This is a genomic window from Flavobacterium johnsoniae (genome assembly GCF_001879205.1).
Classification (GTDB): domain Bacteria; phylum Bacteroidota; class Bacteroidia; order Flavobacteriales; family Flavobacteriaceae; genus Flavobacterium; species Flavobacterium johnsoniae_A.
Genome location: NZ_MLFK01000002.1, coordinates 65,445 through 81,852, shown reverse-complemented (window position 1 = coordinate 81,852; position 16,408 = coordinate 65,445). Strand labels below are relative to the sequence as shown.

12 protein-coding genes are annotated in these 16,408 nt (G+C 33.3%); 11 read left to right on the top strand and 1 reads right to left on the bottom strand.

Going from position 1 to position 16,408, the window contains the following annotated elements; all coding sequences use genetic code 11:
• The first annotated feature begins 312 nt into the window (after window positions 1-312).
• Entirely contained in the window at window positions 313-2,091 is a 1,779-nt protein-coding gene (argS, locus tag BKM63_RS02625) for an arginine--tRNA ligase (RefSeq protein ID WP_071635128.1), read from the top strand.
• A 490-nt stretch (window positions 2,092-2,581) separates the two neighbouring features.
• Here argS and BKM63_RS02620 read toward each other — a convergent pair whose 3' ends face one another.
• Window positions 2,582-3,487 carry a DUF6607 family protein gene (locus BKM63_RS02620; RefSeq protein WP_071635127.1) on the bottom strand — a complete coding sequence of 302 codons (906 nt, stop codon included), beginning with the start codon at window positions 3,485-3,487 and terminating at the stop codon, window positions 2,582-2,584.
• A gap of 103 nt (window positions 3,488-3,590) precedes the next feature.
• Here BKM63_RS02620 and BKM63_RS02615 point away from each other — a divergent pair, with 103 nt between their 5' ends.
• The 10 genes from BKM63_RS02615 (at window position 3,591) to BKM63_RS02570 (ending at window position 16,379) form a co-directional block, all read left to right on the top strand.
• Window positions 3,591-5,657 (top strand): TonB-dependent receptor plug domain-containing protein, encoded by a 2,067-nt coding sequence (locus tag BKM63_RS02615; protein ID WP_071635126.1) that lies wholly within the window; start codon window positions 3,591-3,593, stop codon window positions 5,655-5,657.
• A 27-nt stretch (window positions 5,658-5,684) separates the two neighbouring features.
• Window positions 5,685-6,308, top strand: a complete 624-nt coding sequence (locus BKM63_RS02610; protein WP_071635125.1) for an HmuY family protein — start codon at window positions 5,685-5,687, stop codon at window positions 6,306-6,308.
• A 278-nt stretch (window positions 6,309-6,586) separates the two neighbouring features.
• Window positions 6,587-8,068, top strand: coding sequence for an SGNH/GDSL hydrolase family protein (locus BKM63_RS02605; RefSeq protein ID WP_083572166.1), 1,482 nt, complete (start codon window positions 6,587-6,589; stop codon window positions 8,066-8,068).
• Between the two features lie 82 nt (window positions 8,069-8,150).
• Window positions 8,151-9,479: a GDSL-type esterase/lipase family protein gene (locus tag BKM63_RS02600; protein ID WP_242661088.1), complete on the top strand. Its 1,329-nt coding sequence runs from the start codon at window positions 8,151-8,153 to the stop codon at window positions 9,477-9,479.
• A gap of 1 nt (window position 9,480) precedes the next feature.
• Window positions 9,481-11,163, top strand: a complete 1,683-nt coding sequence (locus BKM63_RS02595; RefSeq protein ID WP_071635122.1) for an MBOAT family O-acyltransferase — start codon at window positions 9,481-9,483, stop codon at window positions 11,161-11,163.
• 300 nt (window positions 11,164-11,463) lie between these two features.
• Window positions 11,464-12,816: a signal recognition particle protein gene (gene ffh, locus BKM63_RS02590; RefSeq protein WP_071635121.1), complete on the top strand. Its 1,353-nt coding sequence runs from the start codon at window positions 11,464-11,466 to the stop codon at window positions 12,814-12,816.
• A 141-nt stretch (window positions 12,817-12,957) separates the two neighbouring features.
• Window positions 12,958-13,845: a bifunctional 5,10-methylenetetrahydrofolate dehydrogenase/5,10-methenyltetrahydrofolate cyclohydrolase gene (locus BKM63_RS02585; RefSeq protein WP_071635120.1), complete on the top strand. Its 888-nt coding sequence runs from the start codon at window positions 12,958-12,960 to the stop codon at window positions 13,843-13,845.
• A gap of 348 nt (window positions 13,846-14,193) precedes the next feature.
• On the top strand, window positions 14,194-15,162 hold the full coding sequence (locus BKM63_RS02580; RefSeq protein ID WP_242661087.1) for a magnesium transporter CorA family protein: 969 nt from the start codon (window positions 14,194-14,196) through the stop codon (window positions 15,160-15,162).
• A 307-nt stretch (window positions 15,163-15,469) separates the two neighbouring features.
• Window positions 15,470-16,084: a hypothetical protein gene (locus tag BKM63_RS02575; RefSeq protein WP_071635118.1), complete on the top strand. Its 615-nt coding sequence runs from the start codon at window positions 15,470-15,472 to the stop codon at window positions 16,082-16,084.
• A gap of 4 nt (window positions 16,085-16,088) precedes the next feature.
• Window positions 16,089-16,379, top strand: coding sequence for a winged helix-turn-helix domain-containing protein (locus BKM63_RS02570; RefSeq protein WP_057124184.1), 291 nt, complete (start codon window positions 16,089-16,091; stop codon window positions 16,377-16,379).
• The last annotated feature ends 29 nt before the right edge of the window (window positions 16,380-16,408 follow it).

The window sequence follows — 16,408 nt, the reverse complement described above, 5'->3', positions numbered from 1 at the left end:
TTTTGATTTGATTGATGATGATGATGATTTTTTTGTTTTTTTCTTTTTTGATTTTGTACTTCATTTGGATTCTGAAGCTCTTATTAAGACTATTTTGTTATCGTTATGTTACATAAAAAAGCGAAAAAAAATATTTAATTTTTGTGATCTCCTGTTTTGTAAGAGATTAGCATTTTAATTTTTTGATAATTTTAACAATCACAACAAAGCGTTTTTTAAGAATATCTAGGAGAAATATAGAATTTAATATGTTTTTCATTTTCTGTAATTGATGAATAAGCAGTATCTTTGCTCACTTTAAAATAAGTTTACATGTCATTATCACAAATTCTTACACCTTCTATACAAAAAGCAATACAAGCATTATTTGACGTTTCTGTCGATAAAATCGAGTTTCAAACTACCAGAAAGGAGTTTGAAGGCGATATTACAATGGTAATTTTTCCTTTGCTGAAAGTGATTAAAAGTAATCCGGCCGAATTAGGAAATAAAATTGGAACTTATCTGGTTGAAAACGTTTCTGAGGTCGCACGCTTTAATGTAGTTTCGGGTTTTTTGAATATTGTAATTTCAGATAGTTATTATCTTAATTTCTTCAATGATATAAAAGACAATAATAAGTTTGGATATGTAACTCCTAATCCAGATGATAAGGCAATTATGGTTGAGTATTCTTCGCCAAATACTAATAAACCGTTGCATTTAGGTCACGTACGTAACAATTTGTTAGGATATTCTGTGGCTGAAATTCTGAAAGCTTCGGGTAAAAAAGTATACAAAACGCAAATTATCAATGATCGTGGTATTCATATTTGCAAATCGATGCTGGCCTGGGAAAAATTTGGAAACGGAGAAACTCCTGAAAGTTCCAACTTAAAAGGAGACAAACTTGTTGGTAAGTATTATGTTGAGTTTGATAAAGCTTACAAAGGCGAAATCAATCAACTAATTGAAACAGGTAAAACCGAAGAAGAAGCTAAAAAACAGGCTCCAATTATTATTGAAGCACAGGAAATGCTTAAGAAATGGGAAGCCGGAGATGAAGCAGTAATTGCACTTTGGAAAAAAATGAACCAATGGGTTTATGACGGTTTTGATGCAACTTATACGAATCTTGGAGTTAATTTTGATAAATATTACTACGAAAGCAATACGTATTTATTAGGAAAAGATGTTGTTCAGGTAGGTCTTGATAGAGGTGTTTTTGAAAAAGATCCTGATGGTTCAGTTTGGATTGATTTAACAGATGAAGGACTGGATCGTAAAATTGTATTACGTTCTGACGGAACTGCCGTTTATATGACGCAGGATATCGGAACTGCGATTCAACGTGTAAAAGATATGCCGGATGTTGGCGGAATGGTTTATACAGTTGGTAACGAGCAGGATTATCACTTTAAAGTTTTATTCCTGATTCTGAAAAAATTAGGTTTTGACTGGGCTTCAAGTTTATATCATTTATCATACGGAATGGTTGATTTACCATCTGGAAAAATGAAAAGCCGTGAAGGAACCGTTGTTGATGCCGATGATTTAATGCAGGATATGACAGATACGGCTAAACAAATCTCTGAGGATTTAGGGAAACTGGACAGCTATTCAGCCGATGAAAAAGCAAAATTGTATAAAACAATTGGACTTGGTGCTTTGAAATATTATATTTTAAAAGTAGATCCAAAAAAACGTATTTTGTTCAATCCGGAGGAATCTGTTGATTTTGCTGGAAACACAGGTCCGTTTATTCAATATACTTATGCCAGAATCCAATCAATAATCCGCAAAGCTGATTTTGATTTTTCTGCAAAAACAACTATTGAAGAACTTCATGAGAAAGAAAAAGAACTGGTAAAACAAATTGAATTGTTTCCGGAAGTAATTCAGAATGCAGCTCAAAATCACAGCCCCGCATTAATTGCAAATTATACGTATGATTTGGTAAAAGAATATAATTCATTTTATCAGTCGGTTCATATTTTAGGAGAAGTCGATTTGACCAAAAAAATATTCAGAGTTCAGCTTTCGCAAAAAGTTGCTGAGGTTATAAAAGCAGCTTTTAGTTTATTAGGAATTGAGGTTCCGGAAAGAATGTAAGAAACTTAATAATAACGAAAATTTAAAAGCCGATAGTTTTGTAAAACTATCGGCTTTTTTTGTTTAAAATTTTTAGAAATTCCTTAATCAAAAAAAGCTCCTAAAAACAATGCAATTTAATTTTTAAGTTAAAAGAGACTTTTATGTAGGAATAAATTTATAATTGTATTAATTTTCGTACTTTATTTTAAAACAAGTACATTTTTTGCTTTTTTTAAATGATTTTAACCATTTTGTGAAATGTAATTTGAAGCAATACTTTTTTAGTTAAATTGCTGTTACTGAGATAAAAGATATATGTATGATTGAGTTAGTAAACAGCTGAATTTATAGATACCTCCTTATATTCATTTTTAACTATTTTGAATTAGTAACCCTTTTAGTAAAAATAATAAGGAACAATAACCGTCTCATTTTAGACGGTTTTTTTTGAATAAAAAAAGCCGATAGTCCTAAAACTATCGGCTTTTCTATAACTAACACAAATATTTTATTTTACAAATTTGTTGATGATTGCATCAGATTCTGCTTTAGTAGCAGTTGGCTTTAAATCAAACAATAAAGAGTAAAGCGCTTTTCTGTCTACTTTTGCTTCTAAGTTTAAATCCTGATGTCTGTCAAAAAGAGTCTGCCATTTGTCGCGAACGTTTTTCCAAAGGGCATTATTTTCTTTCCACCATTTTTGAGCTGCGATACATTTAATATCTGGAACTTTAGTATAAACGTCAAGTCCTTTTTCCTGAGCTAATAAAACATCTTTACCGCTGTCATCTCTAATTAACTTGTCATTATCTTGCTCATGGTTCCATCCTGTAGCAGTGATTTCGTGAATGTTTCTTCTTTTTAAAACATTATAATCGTTACGTTTTGTCTGCTCTCTTCTTGGTAACGGAGCATCAGCAACATTAGCCCAGTAATCTTGTCCGTCTACGTGCACCCAAGTCGAAGATCCTTCATAGCGCGGACTGTCATCTACCTGATATACTTTTTGAGTCCATTGACCTTTTACAGCTTTTTTATCCAGTTTTTTGTATTTCCAGGAAGTTCCTTTATCAAAAGTATATAAGTCTGTATTTTCAAATAACCAATCTTGTCTCCAGTGTTTGATAATCATATCATCACTTACAATTAATAAGTGCTGCATTACAATTTTATTAGGAGTATCTTCTAATAATTCTACCCATTCTAAAGCAGATTCATGTTTAGTTTGCGAAGGTTTGTAAGCCGCTGAGTCTTTAGCATATTGAAATGTTTCCGCAAAATTAAATTTTACTTCATAACAACCACACATTGATTTAATTGACTTAATATCTTGTTGTTTTTTTGCGTCCTGACTGAAACCTAGGCTGCATGTTAAAGCCATAATGGCTGAAAAATAGAGGCTTTTTGTAATCATAACTTATTGATTTGTTTTTAATTTTTGCAAATATATAAATTTAATTTAGAACAATTAAAAATAGTTATATATTTGCATCGATTATTAAGATTGAATAAAAATAATGAAAATAAAATTTACTCTTTTTGCAGTTTTGCTTTTGTTTCAGGTTTCTGTTGCTCAAGAAGTTAAAAAAGATAGTATTGCAGCAAACGAATTATCAGAGGTTAAAGTTACTACCGCGACAAGAACAGAAAGAGTACTTTCTTCATTGCCTTTACCAATGACAATTATCACATCAGAAGCAATTATGAAGTCTGGTGTAACGAAATTAAATGAGATTTTGAATGAACAAACGGGGATTATCTTAATTCCTGATGAAAGTGGTTTTGAAGGTATTCAAATGCAGGGACTTGATGCGGTATATACAATGATCTTAATTGACGGTGTTCCTTTAGTGGGGAGAAGCTCTGGTGTGTTAGATTTATCAAGAGTTTCAGTTGGAAATATAGAGAGGATTGAAATTGTAAAAGGAGCTTCTTCAGCTTTATATGGTTCTGAAGCAATGGGTGGAGTAATTAATGTAATTACAAAAAAGCCCAAAAAAGATATGTTTTCTGGTAGTCTTTCTTATAGATACAGCACATTTAATACAAGTGATGCCAATGCTAATCTTCTTTGGAAAAAAAAGAAATTCTCCGCTAATCTTTTTGCAAATTTTTATTCTACAGATGGGTACGATTTAGATAAAAGTATGCCTTTACAAAACATTGAGCCATTTTATAATTTTACAATTCAGCCTAAATTATACTATGATTTTTCAGATAATTTGAAATTAATTGTAAGCAATCGTTTTTATAATATGAAAATGGATAACATAGCAATTATTGATTCAGAAACTTATAAAGGTGACGCAAAAGAAAACGAATGGAATTCACAAATTAAATTAGAACAAAAGTGGAGTGAAAAGCTTTATTCTGAATATGAGTTATACGCAACTAATTACAAAAATGATTCCTTTCTAAATGATCAAAATAATGTTCTTTATGAACAAGCATATTATGATCAATGGCTTTTTCGTCCAGAGATTAGAACAACTCTTTCATTAAAGAATGATAAATTAACAGGTGGTATTGGGGTGAATTATGAAACTTTAGACAGAACTTATTTTGATAAGAATGTAAAATTTAATTCTCAGTATTTTTATTTGCAATATGATTGTAATCCAACAGAAAAATGGAATATTCTTGCTGGATTCAGATATGATAGCCATAGCGAATATGCGTCACAGCTAAGTCCAAAATTAGCAGTGAATTATAAAATAAACGATAACTTATCGCTAAAATCTTCAGTAGGATATGGTTATAAGGCGCCTGATTTCCGTCAATTATTTTTTGACTTTACCAACCCGTCAGTAGGATATACAGTTTTGGGTTATAATGTAGCGGAAAGTCGTTTAAACCAATTTGAACAGGAAGGCCAGCTTTTGTCAAGAACAGAGGGTGTAAATTTTAATAAACCATTGGAAGCCGAAAGTTCAATAAACTTCAATTTTGGAACTTTTTACAAAAAAAATAAGTTAAGATTAGATGCAAATGCCTTCTATAATTCGATAGATAATTTAATTGATACTCGTGTTGTAGCTCAAAAAACAAATGGACAGAATATTTTTAGTTATTTCAATATCAGTAAAATTTTTACATATGGTTTAGAATTTAATTCGACCTATGATTTCACTAAAGAATTCTCTATATCATTTGGATACCAGTATCTTACAGCAAAAGATAAATCTGTTTTGGATAATTTTGAAAACTATCAGTATATCCGTAACTCAGACTTACAAACAGTTCAAATTAAAAAATCGGATTACTTTGGATTGTATAACAGATCTAAACATACTGCTAATATTAAATTCGCTTACACGATTCCTAAAATAAAAACAGATATTAATTTACGTGTTTTCTATAGAAGTAAATACGGATTATTTGATACTAACGGAAACCAAATTCTTGACAAATATGACAAATTTGTTAGTGATTACTTCATAACAAACTTATCAATTTCAAAATATATAGGCGATAAATTTATGCTTCAGGCTGGAGCTAACAACTTACTTGATTATACAGATCCAGGACAAATTAGCAACCTGTCAGGCAGGCAGCTTTTTGCAAGACTTCAATATAATTTTTAATCAACATTTATTTAACACATTTACAAAATGAAAACAAAATTCTTAAAACTTTCGCTATTAGCACTATTCATCTTTACGGCATCTTGCAGCAGCGATGATGATAAAAAAGAGGAAACTCCTGCAGTTGTAACAACAAAAGTGTCTAATCTTGCTGCACCTCAAACAGGTGGACAAGGACAGCCGGTTGGTGGTGCCTTTACAAAATTCAGTTTTTCTCAAAACAAGGTGGTAACAGATAATAGTTGGGATGTTGCTTTCCGTGGTACAACAATTATTGTTAACGGAGGGGCTAAAATTGGTATTAACGATGAACCTGAAAGAACAGGAACTGGAGCTGCAAGTATTGTTTCTGGTACATTTGCTAGTGTAACTGCATTTCCTGCAGCTAGTACTTTTGCTCAAGATGGTGCTACTGTTTACGCAATTCCTACAGGAAGCGGTAAAGGTTGGTATTCTTATAATGCAGAGACTCACATTATTTCACCTATCGCAGGAAAAGTATTTGTAATAAAAACTCATGATGGTAAATATGCAAAATTTGAGATCTTAAGTTATTATAAAGATGCACCAGCTGCACCAACAGAAACTTCTGTATCTCCATTTTACACATTCAATTTCGCATACCAAGCTAATAGCACTACAAATTTCTAAAAAAAAGTATTGTTAATCTCGGGTAAAATTATTATTTGAGGTTATTTTAAGTAAAACATATTTAAAAATCTAGTTAATCATTAGCTTTGTTTTTTTTATTTTTTTTGATAAAGAGGTTAGATTTTTTCTAACCTCTTTTTTTATTTTCTTTATTGTTAAAATGAGTTAAAAACGAACGATTTAATTCTATCTTTGCGCATCATTTTTTATAAACGGAATTAACAGAAAATTTAATAAATAATTATTCGTTATTCCATCTTCAAAATTATAATTAGTAAGTGAATACAAAATCATATTTCTTTCAGTCTTTTGCAATCGTTGCATTGGCATTTGTTGCTTTTATTGGGTTTAAACAAATCTTGCCAGATAAAATTTTTTCTGATAGTAAGGTTGATTCCAAAAATGTACTTATCGATAGTCTGCTTCTGGAATCAGTAGCCAAAGATTCGTTGTCTACAGATGGTGACAGCATTGCCGAAAGTGAACGTAAACTGGGTCAGGAAAAAATTGTTTATGATGCATCAGAAGGAATCGAATTTCCATCAGAAACTTTTGATAATTACAAAGGATTTCAATATCTGATTTCTTTCTATGAAAAATTATATCAGCTGGAACAAAATCCGCAGAGACATGTGAGAATCGCTTATTACGGAGATTCTATGACCGATGGAGATTTGATTGTGCAGGATGTTCGTATGAATTATCAGGAACGTTTTGGAGGAAATGGTGTTGGCTTTGTTTCTATCATTTCAGAATCATCAGCATCGCGAGGTTCGGTAAAAACATTGTTTTCTAAAAACTGGAAAACACAATCGTATTTAAATGTAAAAAGACCAACAAGCCCTTTTGGTGTAAACGGTCATGTGTTTTTTGCAAATGATAAAGTAAATACAACCTGGGTTCAGTATGAAGCCGGACCAAATAAATATTCTACTACTTTAGATAACCCAACATTGTTTTATGGAAGATCATCTAAAAAAGGAAATGAGAATTTTATTATCGGGAAAGATACACTTCGAAAAAACCTTTCGCCAAACAATCTTGTGAACAGTTTAAAAGTAACTTCAGGAAGTATAAAATCTTTCAAAGCTAACTTCATCCACGCCGATTCAATTCCGATTTATGGATTTAATTTTGATAACGGAACCGGTGTTCATGTTGATAATTTTTCCCAAAGAGGAAATTCAGGATTACCAATTTCTATGTTTGATGCCAGCGTAATGCAGGCTTTTAACAATAACCTGAAATACGATTTGATTATTCTTCATTACGGAACAAACGTATTGAATTACGGAACCAAAAATTATTTCTGGTATGAAAAAGGAATGACCAAAACCGTTAATAAAATAAAAGAATCATTTCCGGGAGTTTCTATTTTAATTGTTTCGACAGCAGATAAATCGACTAAGTATGATTTAGAAATGAAAACCGACTCGGCAGTTGTACCTTTAATGAAAGCTCAGAAAAAGTACGCGCTCGAAACAGAATCCGGATTTGTAAATTTATATACCTTAATGGGAGGCGACGGATCGATGGTAAAATGGGTTGATGAATCTCCTGCGAAAGCCAATAAAGATTATACACATTTTAATCAAAGAGGGGCAAAAGCAATTGGTAATTTATTGTACAGTCAGTTAAACAAAGGTTACGAACAATATAAAGTCTTGCGCGAAAAGCGTGAGACGGGTGTTAAGCCAAAAGCGATTAGAAAACCCAAAGCAGATTCCGTCTCTGTGAAAAAAGACAGCGTAAATGAATAGACTAATTATTTTCTTTTGTTGTCTTTTTTTCTCAACTAACGATAAGACTCAAAAGACAGATCCAATTTCAACCACAAAAAATATGATTCAAAAAGTGGATACAGCAGTTGTTGACCCTATTTCTAGTAATGAGATTTATAATGCCAAGGTGTTAGAGTCTTTTTTTGAAAAGATAAAGAAAAACGAAAGTCATAATAACCAGAAAATAAATATCGTTCATATTGGCGATTCGCATATTCAGGGAGATTTAATGACAAATGAAATCAGGAAAGATCTACAGCGAAAATTTGGAAATGCCGGGCGCGGTCTGGTTTTTCCGTATCAACTGGCCAAAACAAACGGATCGTATAATGAGCGTTTTCGCTGCAATAGAGTCTGGGAAAGCTATCGAAATATTTATCCACAAAGAAATTATCCGGTTGGTTTAAGCGGTTTTGGGCTTTGGAGGGACTCAGGAGGATTTGTTTTGGAACTTAATATCAAAGATCCGGCTTATAAGTTTAATTCAATTAAAATTATAACTCCGGGAAATGAAGAGATGTTTGATCTGGCAACATCATCTCAAACCAAATTTATAGAGACAACAGAGCGAAAAGTAATTACACATAAAATTAAAAAAGGAGAAGCAATCTCTGTAATTGCAGATAAATATAATGTGTCGATTGCTGAAATAAAAAGAGCAAATCAGCTTAAATCAAACAATATTCGGGCGGGAAGAATTTTAAAAATTCCAACAAACGAAACGCAGGCAAAGAACATAAAAACATCTGAATTTGTATCTCTAAATCTCGAATCTGATTCTTACTGTCATTATTATAATTCAGAAAAAGCATTAGACAAGATTTATTTGATTCCGGGCAAAAAAGCTTCAAAATTTGAGCTAAACGGAATTGTTTTAGAAAAAGATTCGCCCGGTTTAATTTACAGTGGAATTGGGGTAAACGGAGCGAAGTATTCAGATTACAATAAATATCCTTTGTTTTTTGAACAGCTAAAAGCCCTGCATCCGGATTTACTTGTGTTTTCACTCGGAACAAATGAAAGCTACGAAAAACTGGAATCAGGAAATTACATTAAGCATTTAAGAGAGTTTATAAACAATATAAAGGCACAAGGAATAAATGTTCCAATAATCGTGATGACACCGCCGCCATCACTGCTTAGAAAAAGACCGAATACCTATATTCATGATTACACAAAACAAATTATAGAAATCGCACAAACGGATGGTTTTGCAGTTTGGGATTTGTATGATGAGTTTGGAGGAATGGAAGGAATTCGAAATCTAAAAGCAACAGGATTAATTGGGCCGGATTGGGTTCATTATTCTAAAAAAGGATACGAAAAACAAGGTAATTTGTTTTCAGAGGCGTTTTTAAAAGCATACGATAATTTTAAATCAAAGAAGTAAGTTGATAACAATAGATAGCATTAATGATTGGTTCATCCAAAATTTTGGTGCAATTACAATAGAACAAGTTAAGGGATGGTTTATTTATAATCCAGACGAAAAATTATTATTTAATACCGGTTTATTCTTAGGATTATTTTTGGTGTTTTATTTTGTGTATGGCTTTTTACGCAAAACATTTTATTTAAGATTAACCTACGTTATTCTTTTTTCACTTTTCTTTTATTATAAGTCAAGTGGTATTTACTTTTTACTTTTGCTGCTTTCTTCGGTTGTAGATTATGGTTTGAGTCAGATTATATACAGGGAAAAGAAAGACAATGTAAAGAAAATATATCTGGTTATAAGTGTAATCCTGAATTTAGGATTGCTTGGGTATTTCAAGTATATGAATTTTATGATTGGAACCTACAATGATATGTTCAATGGTAATTTTAAATTTCATGACATTTTTCTACCTGTAGGTATTTCGTTTTATACCTTTCAATCGATGAGTTACATCATCGAAATTTATCGTGAAGAAATTAAGCCTACAAAAAATTACATCGAATATTTATTTTTCGTTTCGTTTTTCCCACAGTTAGTTGCCGGGCCAATCGTTCGTGCCAAAGATTTCCTGCCGCAGATTTACCAAAAATTAAACCTGACAAAACAAGATGTAAACAACGCCTTGTTTTTAATTATTGGCGGATTAATTAAGAAAACGGTAATTTCAAATTACATTTCGGTGAACTTTGTCGATCGTGTTTTTGATACGCCGATGAGTTATACTTCGTTCGAAAATTTAATGGCTTCATACGGATATGCCATCCAGATTTATTGCGATTTCTCAGGATATTCTGATATGGCAATTGGTATCGCTTTGTTATTAGGTTTTAAATTACCGGCCAACTTTAGAACGCCGTACAAATCAACATCTATTACAGATTTCTGGAGAAGATGGCACATTTCGCTTTCAACCTGGCTAAAAGATTTCCTTTATATTTCGATGGGAGGAAACCGAGAAGGTTCATTTGCAGGATTTTTATTCCCGAGTTTATTCTTCTTCGGATTATTGCTTTGGGGAATAACAAATTACAATATCAGTATAATTCCGCTGATTGTTGCAGGTGTTTCCATTGCTCTTTTCTGTTTATCTTTTCTGCTGTCAAGCAAAAGAAAACAAACTTTAGTGACCAATCTAAACTTGTTCACTACTATGCTTTTGGGCGGATTATGGCACGGAGCAGGAGCGCAATTCATCGTTTGGGGAGCGCTGCACGGATTAGCTTTAGCGGTTCATAAAATTTTCCTTGAATTTTTCCCAGCTAAAAAAGAAGGGAAAAGTAATTTCTTGTGGACATTATTTTCAATCATTATCACGTTTCATTTTGTGGTTTTCTGTTGGATCTTTTTCCGCGCCCGAGACTTTGAAACAGCACTACAGGTAATCAACAATATTGGTCAGTTAACTTTTGAGCCAGAGCATTGGCAGGCCATTATTTTAGGATATAAAAATGTGTTTTTGTTAATGTTGTTTGGTTACGTTTGGCATTTCCTGCCGGAAGTTATCACAGACAAAATGAAATGGACATTCGACAGAACACCATTATTAATAAAAGCTATAATTCTGGGCTTTGTTTACTGGATTGTTTACGCTACAGCCGTTGCCGGTTCACAGCCGTTTATTTATTTCCAGTTTTAAATTTTAAGGTTCAAAGGGACAGAGTTACAAAGGCGCAAAGGTTTATTCTTTTGCGCTTTTTTGTTTTTAAAGCCACAGATTAAAGGATTAAAATGATTTTTAAAATCTGCCCAATCTGTAAATCTGCGAGGGCTAAAAAGAATAATTTTAGCAATTCGGAAAATTAGTGTAATTCGTGGCAAAAAAACTTAGCGCACTTTGCGTAAAACCTTGCGCACTTTGCGGTTAAATTGCACACAAATAAAAATTGCCTGAAATATCTAATTAGATTATCTTTGCACTTCAAATAAAGAAAATAGTATGTTTGATAATTTAAGTGATAAGTTAGATAAAGCGTTCCATATATTAAAAGGGCACGGTAAAATTACAGAAGTAAACGTTGCTGATACCTTAAAAGAAGTTCGTCGTGCCTTACTTGATGCCGACGTTAACTTTAAAATTGCTAAAGATTTTACGACTAAAGTAAAAGAAAAAGCAATTGGTCAGGACGTTTTAACAACGCTTCAGCCAGGACAATTATTGGTGAAGCTGGTAAAAGATGAGCTGACAGAATTAATGGGAGGTGATGTTGCCGGAGTTAACCTATCTGGAAATCCAAGCGTTATTTTAATGTCTGGACTTCAAGGTTCTGGTAAAACTACTTTCTCAGGAAAATTAGCCAACTTCTTAAAGACTAAGAAAAATAAAAAGCCACTTCTTGTAGCGTGTGATATCTACCGTCCGGCAGCGATCAATCAGTTACATGTTGTTGGAGATCAAATAGGGGTTGAGGTTTACTCAGAACCAGAAAACAAAAATCCTGTAGAAATTGCTCAAAACGCAATTAAACATGCAAAAGCAAACGGTTTCAATGTCGTAATTGTCGATACAGCTGGTCGTTTAGCAGTAGATCAGGAAATGATGGACGAAATTGCACGTGTACACAAAGCAATTCAGCCACAGGAAACATTGTTCGTTGTAGACTCTATGACAGGACAAGATGCTGTAAACACGGCAAAAGCTTTCAACGATATCTTAAACTTTGATGGAGTTATCTTAACGAAATTAGATGGTGATACTCGTGGTGGAGCAGCAATCTCAATTAAATCTGTTGTAAACAAACCAATCAAATTTGTGGGTACAGGCGAAAAGATGGAAGCAATTGATGTTTTCTATCCAGATCGTATGGCTGAGCGTATTTTGGGTATGGGAGACGTTGTGTCGCTTGTAGAAAGAGCTCAGGAACAATTTGATGAAGAAGAAGCAAGAAAACTTCAAAAGAAAATCGCTAAAAACGAATTTGGTTTTGATGATTTCCTAACGCAGATTCAGCAAGTAAAGAAAATGGGTAATATGAAAGACCTGGTAGGAATGATACCGGGAGCTTCAAAAGCCATGAAAGATGTAGAAATAGAAGATGATGCTTTTAAACATATAGAAGCCATCATCCACTCCATGACGCCAATCGAAAGAAGCAAACCGGCCATCATCGACGTAAAAAGAAAAGCCAGAATCGCAAAAGGTTCAGGAACCAAAGTCGAGCAGGTAAATCAGTTAATGAAGCAGTTTGACCAAATGAGCAAGATGATGAAAATGATGCAGGGCCCAGGCGGAAAAAATCTGATGAAAATGATGGGAGGCATGAAAGGAATGCCAGGAGGAATGCCGAGATAATAAAATTAAAAGTTTCAAGTTTAAGGTTTCAGTTAAGAGACCAAAACTTGAAACTTTTTTAATTCAATAAATATTAAGTTTCATTTTCAACTTGAAACATGAAACCTGAAACAAAATAAATTTAAACCTGAAACAAAAACAATGCAGCTACTAGACGGTAAAAAAACATCTAACGACATTAAAAACGAAATTGCAGCCGAAGTTCAATCTATAAAAGCAGCCGGAGGAAAAGTACCTCATTTAGCAGCAGTTTTAGTGGGAAATAACGGTGCAAGTTTAACTTACGTAGGAAGTAAAGTAAAATCATGCCAGGAAATTGGGTTTGATTCAACTTTAGTAAGTCTGCCGGAAACGATTACCGAAGATGAACTGCTTGCCAAAATTAAAGAATTAAACGAAGATGATAATCTGGACGGGTATATCGTACAGCTGCCGTTACCAAAACACATTGACGAGCAAAAAATCTTATTGGCAATCGATCCTGATAAAGACGTAGACGGATTTCACCCAACTAACTTTGGAAGAATGGCGCTTGAAATGGAAAGTTTTATTCCGGCAACACCATTCGGAATTATGGAATTGTTAGAGCGTTACAAAGTAGAAACTTCAGGAAAACATACTGTTGTAATTGGAAGAAGCCACATCGTAGGCCGACCAATGAGCATCTTAATGAGCCGTAAAGGAAATCCGGGAGATTCGACAGTAACTTTAACACACAGCCGTACTAAAAACTTAGCCGAATTCACTAAAAATGCAGATATTATCATTACAGCTTTAGGAGTTCCTGAATTTTTAAAAGGCGATATGGTAAAAGACGGAGTAGTAATTATTGACGTTGGAATTACCCGTGTAGACGATGCATCAAACGCAAAAGGTTATGTAATAAAAGGCGACGTTGATTTTGACGGCGTAAGCAAAAAAGCATCTTTTATTACGCCGGTTCCTGGAGGAGTAGGGCCAATGACCATTGCAATGCTTTTGAAAAATACACTTTTAGCACGCAAAATGCGAAGCGCAAAAAATAAATAAATCGTTTCAAATATTAATAGAGAGCCTGTTCAATTGAGCAGGCTTTTTTTTGTACCAAACTTTCTAACATATAGAAACATAGTTTTTTTATGTGTTTAAAAAGAATACAAAAAAAAGGAAACTCGTTTCCTCACACATAGCTATGTGGATTGATGTAAAAGAAATGCCTTTTACGGCTTGTATATCTATGTCTCTACGTGCTTAAAAAAATCTAAACCCCATTTTAATATATAATTAATACTTTAAAGTTTCGGTTCTTAAAAATAAAGGATACTTTTGCACCACTTAAAAAAAACACTTCTCCAAATGGACGATTATTATTCGTTAGTATTTAATTAAAAGCAGCTTTTGAAAATTTCAAAATGCTGCGATAACACCCGTATTTTTGAAATGAAAGCCTTTTACACAAACAACAACGGATTATTAGAAATACCAAAATGGACTCCAAACTGCTGGATCAATATCGAAGATCCAACAGAAACAGAAAAAAAGTACTTACTAGAAGAACTTCAAATTCCCGAAGCTTTTTACAATGATATCGAAGATATCGACGAAAGACCTCGTATCGAAATCGAAGACGGCTGGACCCTTATTATCATGCGCGTTCCTATAAAAAGCAACGACATTAAACTTCCTTTTCAGACCATTCCACTGGGCGTAATTTTTAAAGACGATGTCTGCGTAACCATCACTTTTTACAAAACAGAAATTATATATGATTTTATGTTGTATTCAAGACGCAAAAACATTCAGGTCAAAGACAACTTCGACTGGGTTTTAAGACTGCTGCTTTCGTCAAGTGTTTGGTACTTAAAATATTTAAAACAAGTCAATCAGAAAATAAAACTAGCCGAAGACAATTTGGAAAAGTCAATCAAAAACGAAGAATTGCAGGCATTGCTTCAAATCGAGAAATGTCTCGTATTCTTTATAACATCTCTAAAAGCAAACGACGTTTTATTTCAACGCATCAAAAATCTAAAAGCTTACAAAGCCGATTATGATCAGGATTTACTCGAAGACGTAGAAATCGAGTTAAGCCAGGCACAAGATACCGCCAATATCTACAGTAATATCTTAACCGGAATGATGGATGCCTATGCCTCGGTGATTTCAAACAATATGAATAATATCATGAAGCAGATGACTTCAATTTCTATCATATTAATGATTCCGACCCTAATTGCCAGTTTGTACGGAATGAACGTGCCAAACGGCTTAGAAGAAAGTAAATACGGAATCTGGATCCTGCTTTTAGTTTCCGTTATCCTGTCTTCTTTCGGAGTCTTTTTATTCAAAAGAAGAAGATGGTTTTAATTAGAATTTAAAATTATTACAAAGCCTGTTCATTAGAATGGGCTTTTTCGTTTTTATACTTTGGGCGTGACCGTGCCGAGATAAGAAGGCAAACATACTTTGCGCATATACGCCTTCTTATCTCGGCACGGTCGGGCTATTCGCGCTACTTCGGTAGCATGCTACTATCCCTCACGCACTTCGCAATAATAACAAATCTCATTCCTGCAAGTTTCCAAAACCTTGCAGGAAAATTAAAAATATTTTTATACTTTTTATTTGTCAATTCAAAATAAATAATAACTTTGTAGTGCAAAGTACTTTAATTATGAATCAAAAGCACCAAGAAGATTTAGCACATATTCGTTCCATGATGGAGCGCTCTTCCAGATTTATATCTTTAAGCGGACTTTCGGGAGTTTTCGCGGGACTTTCGGCTTTAATTGGCGGATTGTATGTTTATCAGCTTTTTAAAATAAACGGTATCGAATATTTTACTGACGAACATATATTGTTAACCGGTAATTTAGTTTCAGAATTATTCTGGATTGGCGTTTTAATTTTAGCTTTTGCTTTTGCTTTTGGGATCTTTTTCACCATTAGAAAAAGCCGAAAATACAATTTGCCAATTTGGACATCGGCAACAAAAAAAATGCTGTTTAATCTTGCCGTACCGCTTGCAGCAGGAGGAATATTCTGCTTAGCTTTAATGTACCACGGAAGTTACGGTTTTGTAGCTCCTTCAACTTTGATTTTTTACGGACTTGCACTTATAAATGCAGAAAAATACACTTTCTCAGATGTAAAATATTTAGGTTTCTGCGAACTTTTATTAGGATGTATTTCTCTTTTCTATATAGGCTATGGATTAATTTTCTGGATCTTAGGATTTGGAATCCTGCATATTTTATATGGTTTAGTGATGTTCAAAAAATACAAATAACCCAATGGGAATAATTGATAAACTAAATAAAGATTTTGAAAGCCGTGTCAGATTGGGTATTATGTCCGTTCTGATGGTTAACGACTGGGTAGATTTTACCGAGATGAAAACGCTTTTAAATATCACCGATGGTAATTTAGCGAGTCATTCCTCTGCACTTGAAAAATCACAATATATCGAAATTAAGAAAGAATTTGTGGGTAAAAAGCCCAAAACATCTTATCAGGTAACACCGCTTGGCCGCGCGGCGTTTAAAGAGCACCTTTCTTATCTCGAAAAATTAATGAAATCTTAATAACTATATTTTTTTGTCTAACAACTTTG

Bases quoted from the DNA above. Each gene is read 5' to 3' on its own strand.
- BKM63_RS02600 (WP_242661088.1), top strand. From the start codon at position 8,151: ATGATTCAAAAAGTGGATACAGCAGTTGTTGACCCTATTTCTAGTAAT.
- BKM63_RS02610 (WP_071635125.1), top strand. From the start codon at position 5,685: ATGAAAACAAAATTCTTAAAACTTTCGCTATTAGCACTATTCATCTTT.
- BKM63_RS02620 (WP_071635127.1), bottom strand. From the start codon at position 3,487: ATGATTACAAAAAGCCTCTATTTTTCAGCCATTATGGCTTTAACATGC.
- argS (WP_071635128.1), top strand. From the start codon at position 313: ATGTCATTATCACAAATTCTTACACCTTCTATACAAAAAGCAATACAA.
- BKM63_RS02615 (WP_071635126.1), top strand. From the start codon at position 3,591: ATGAAAATAAAATTTACTCTTTTTGCAGTTTTGCTTTTGTTTCAGGTT.
- ffh (WP_071635121.1), top strand. From the start codon at position 11,464: ATGTTTGATAATTTAAGTGATAAGTTAGATAAAGCGTTCCATATATTA.
- BKM63_RS02570 (WP_057124184.1), top strand. From the start codon at position 16,089: ATGGGAATAATTGATAAACTAAATAAAGATTTTGAAAGCCGTGTCAGA.
- BKM63_RS02585 (WP_071635120.1), top strand. From the start codon at position 12,958: ATGCAGCTACTAGACGGTAAAAAAACATCTAACGACATTAAAAACGAA.
- BKM63_RS02575 (WP_071635118.1), top strand. From the start codon at position 15,470: ATGAATCAAAAGCACCAAGAAGATTTAGCACATATTCGTTCCATGATG.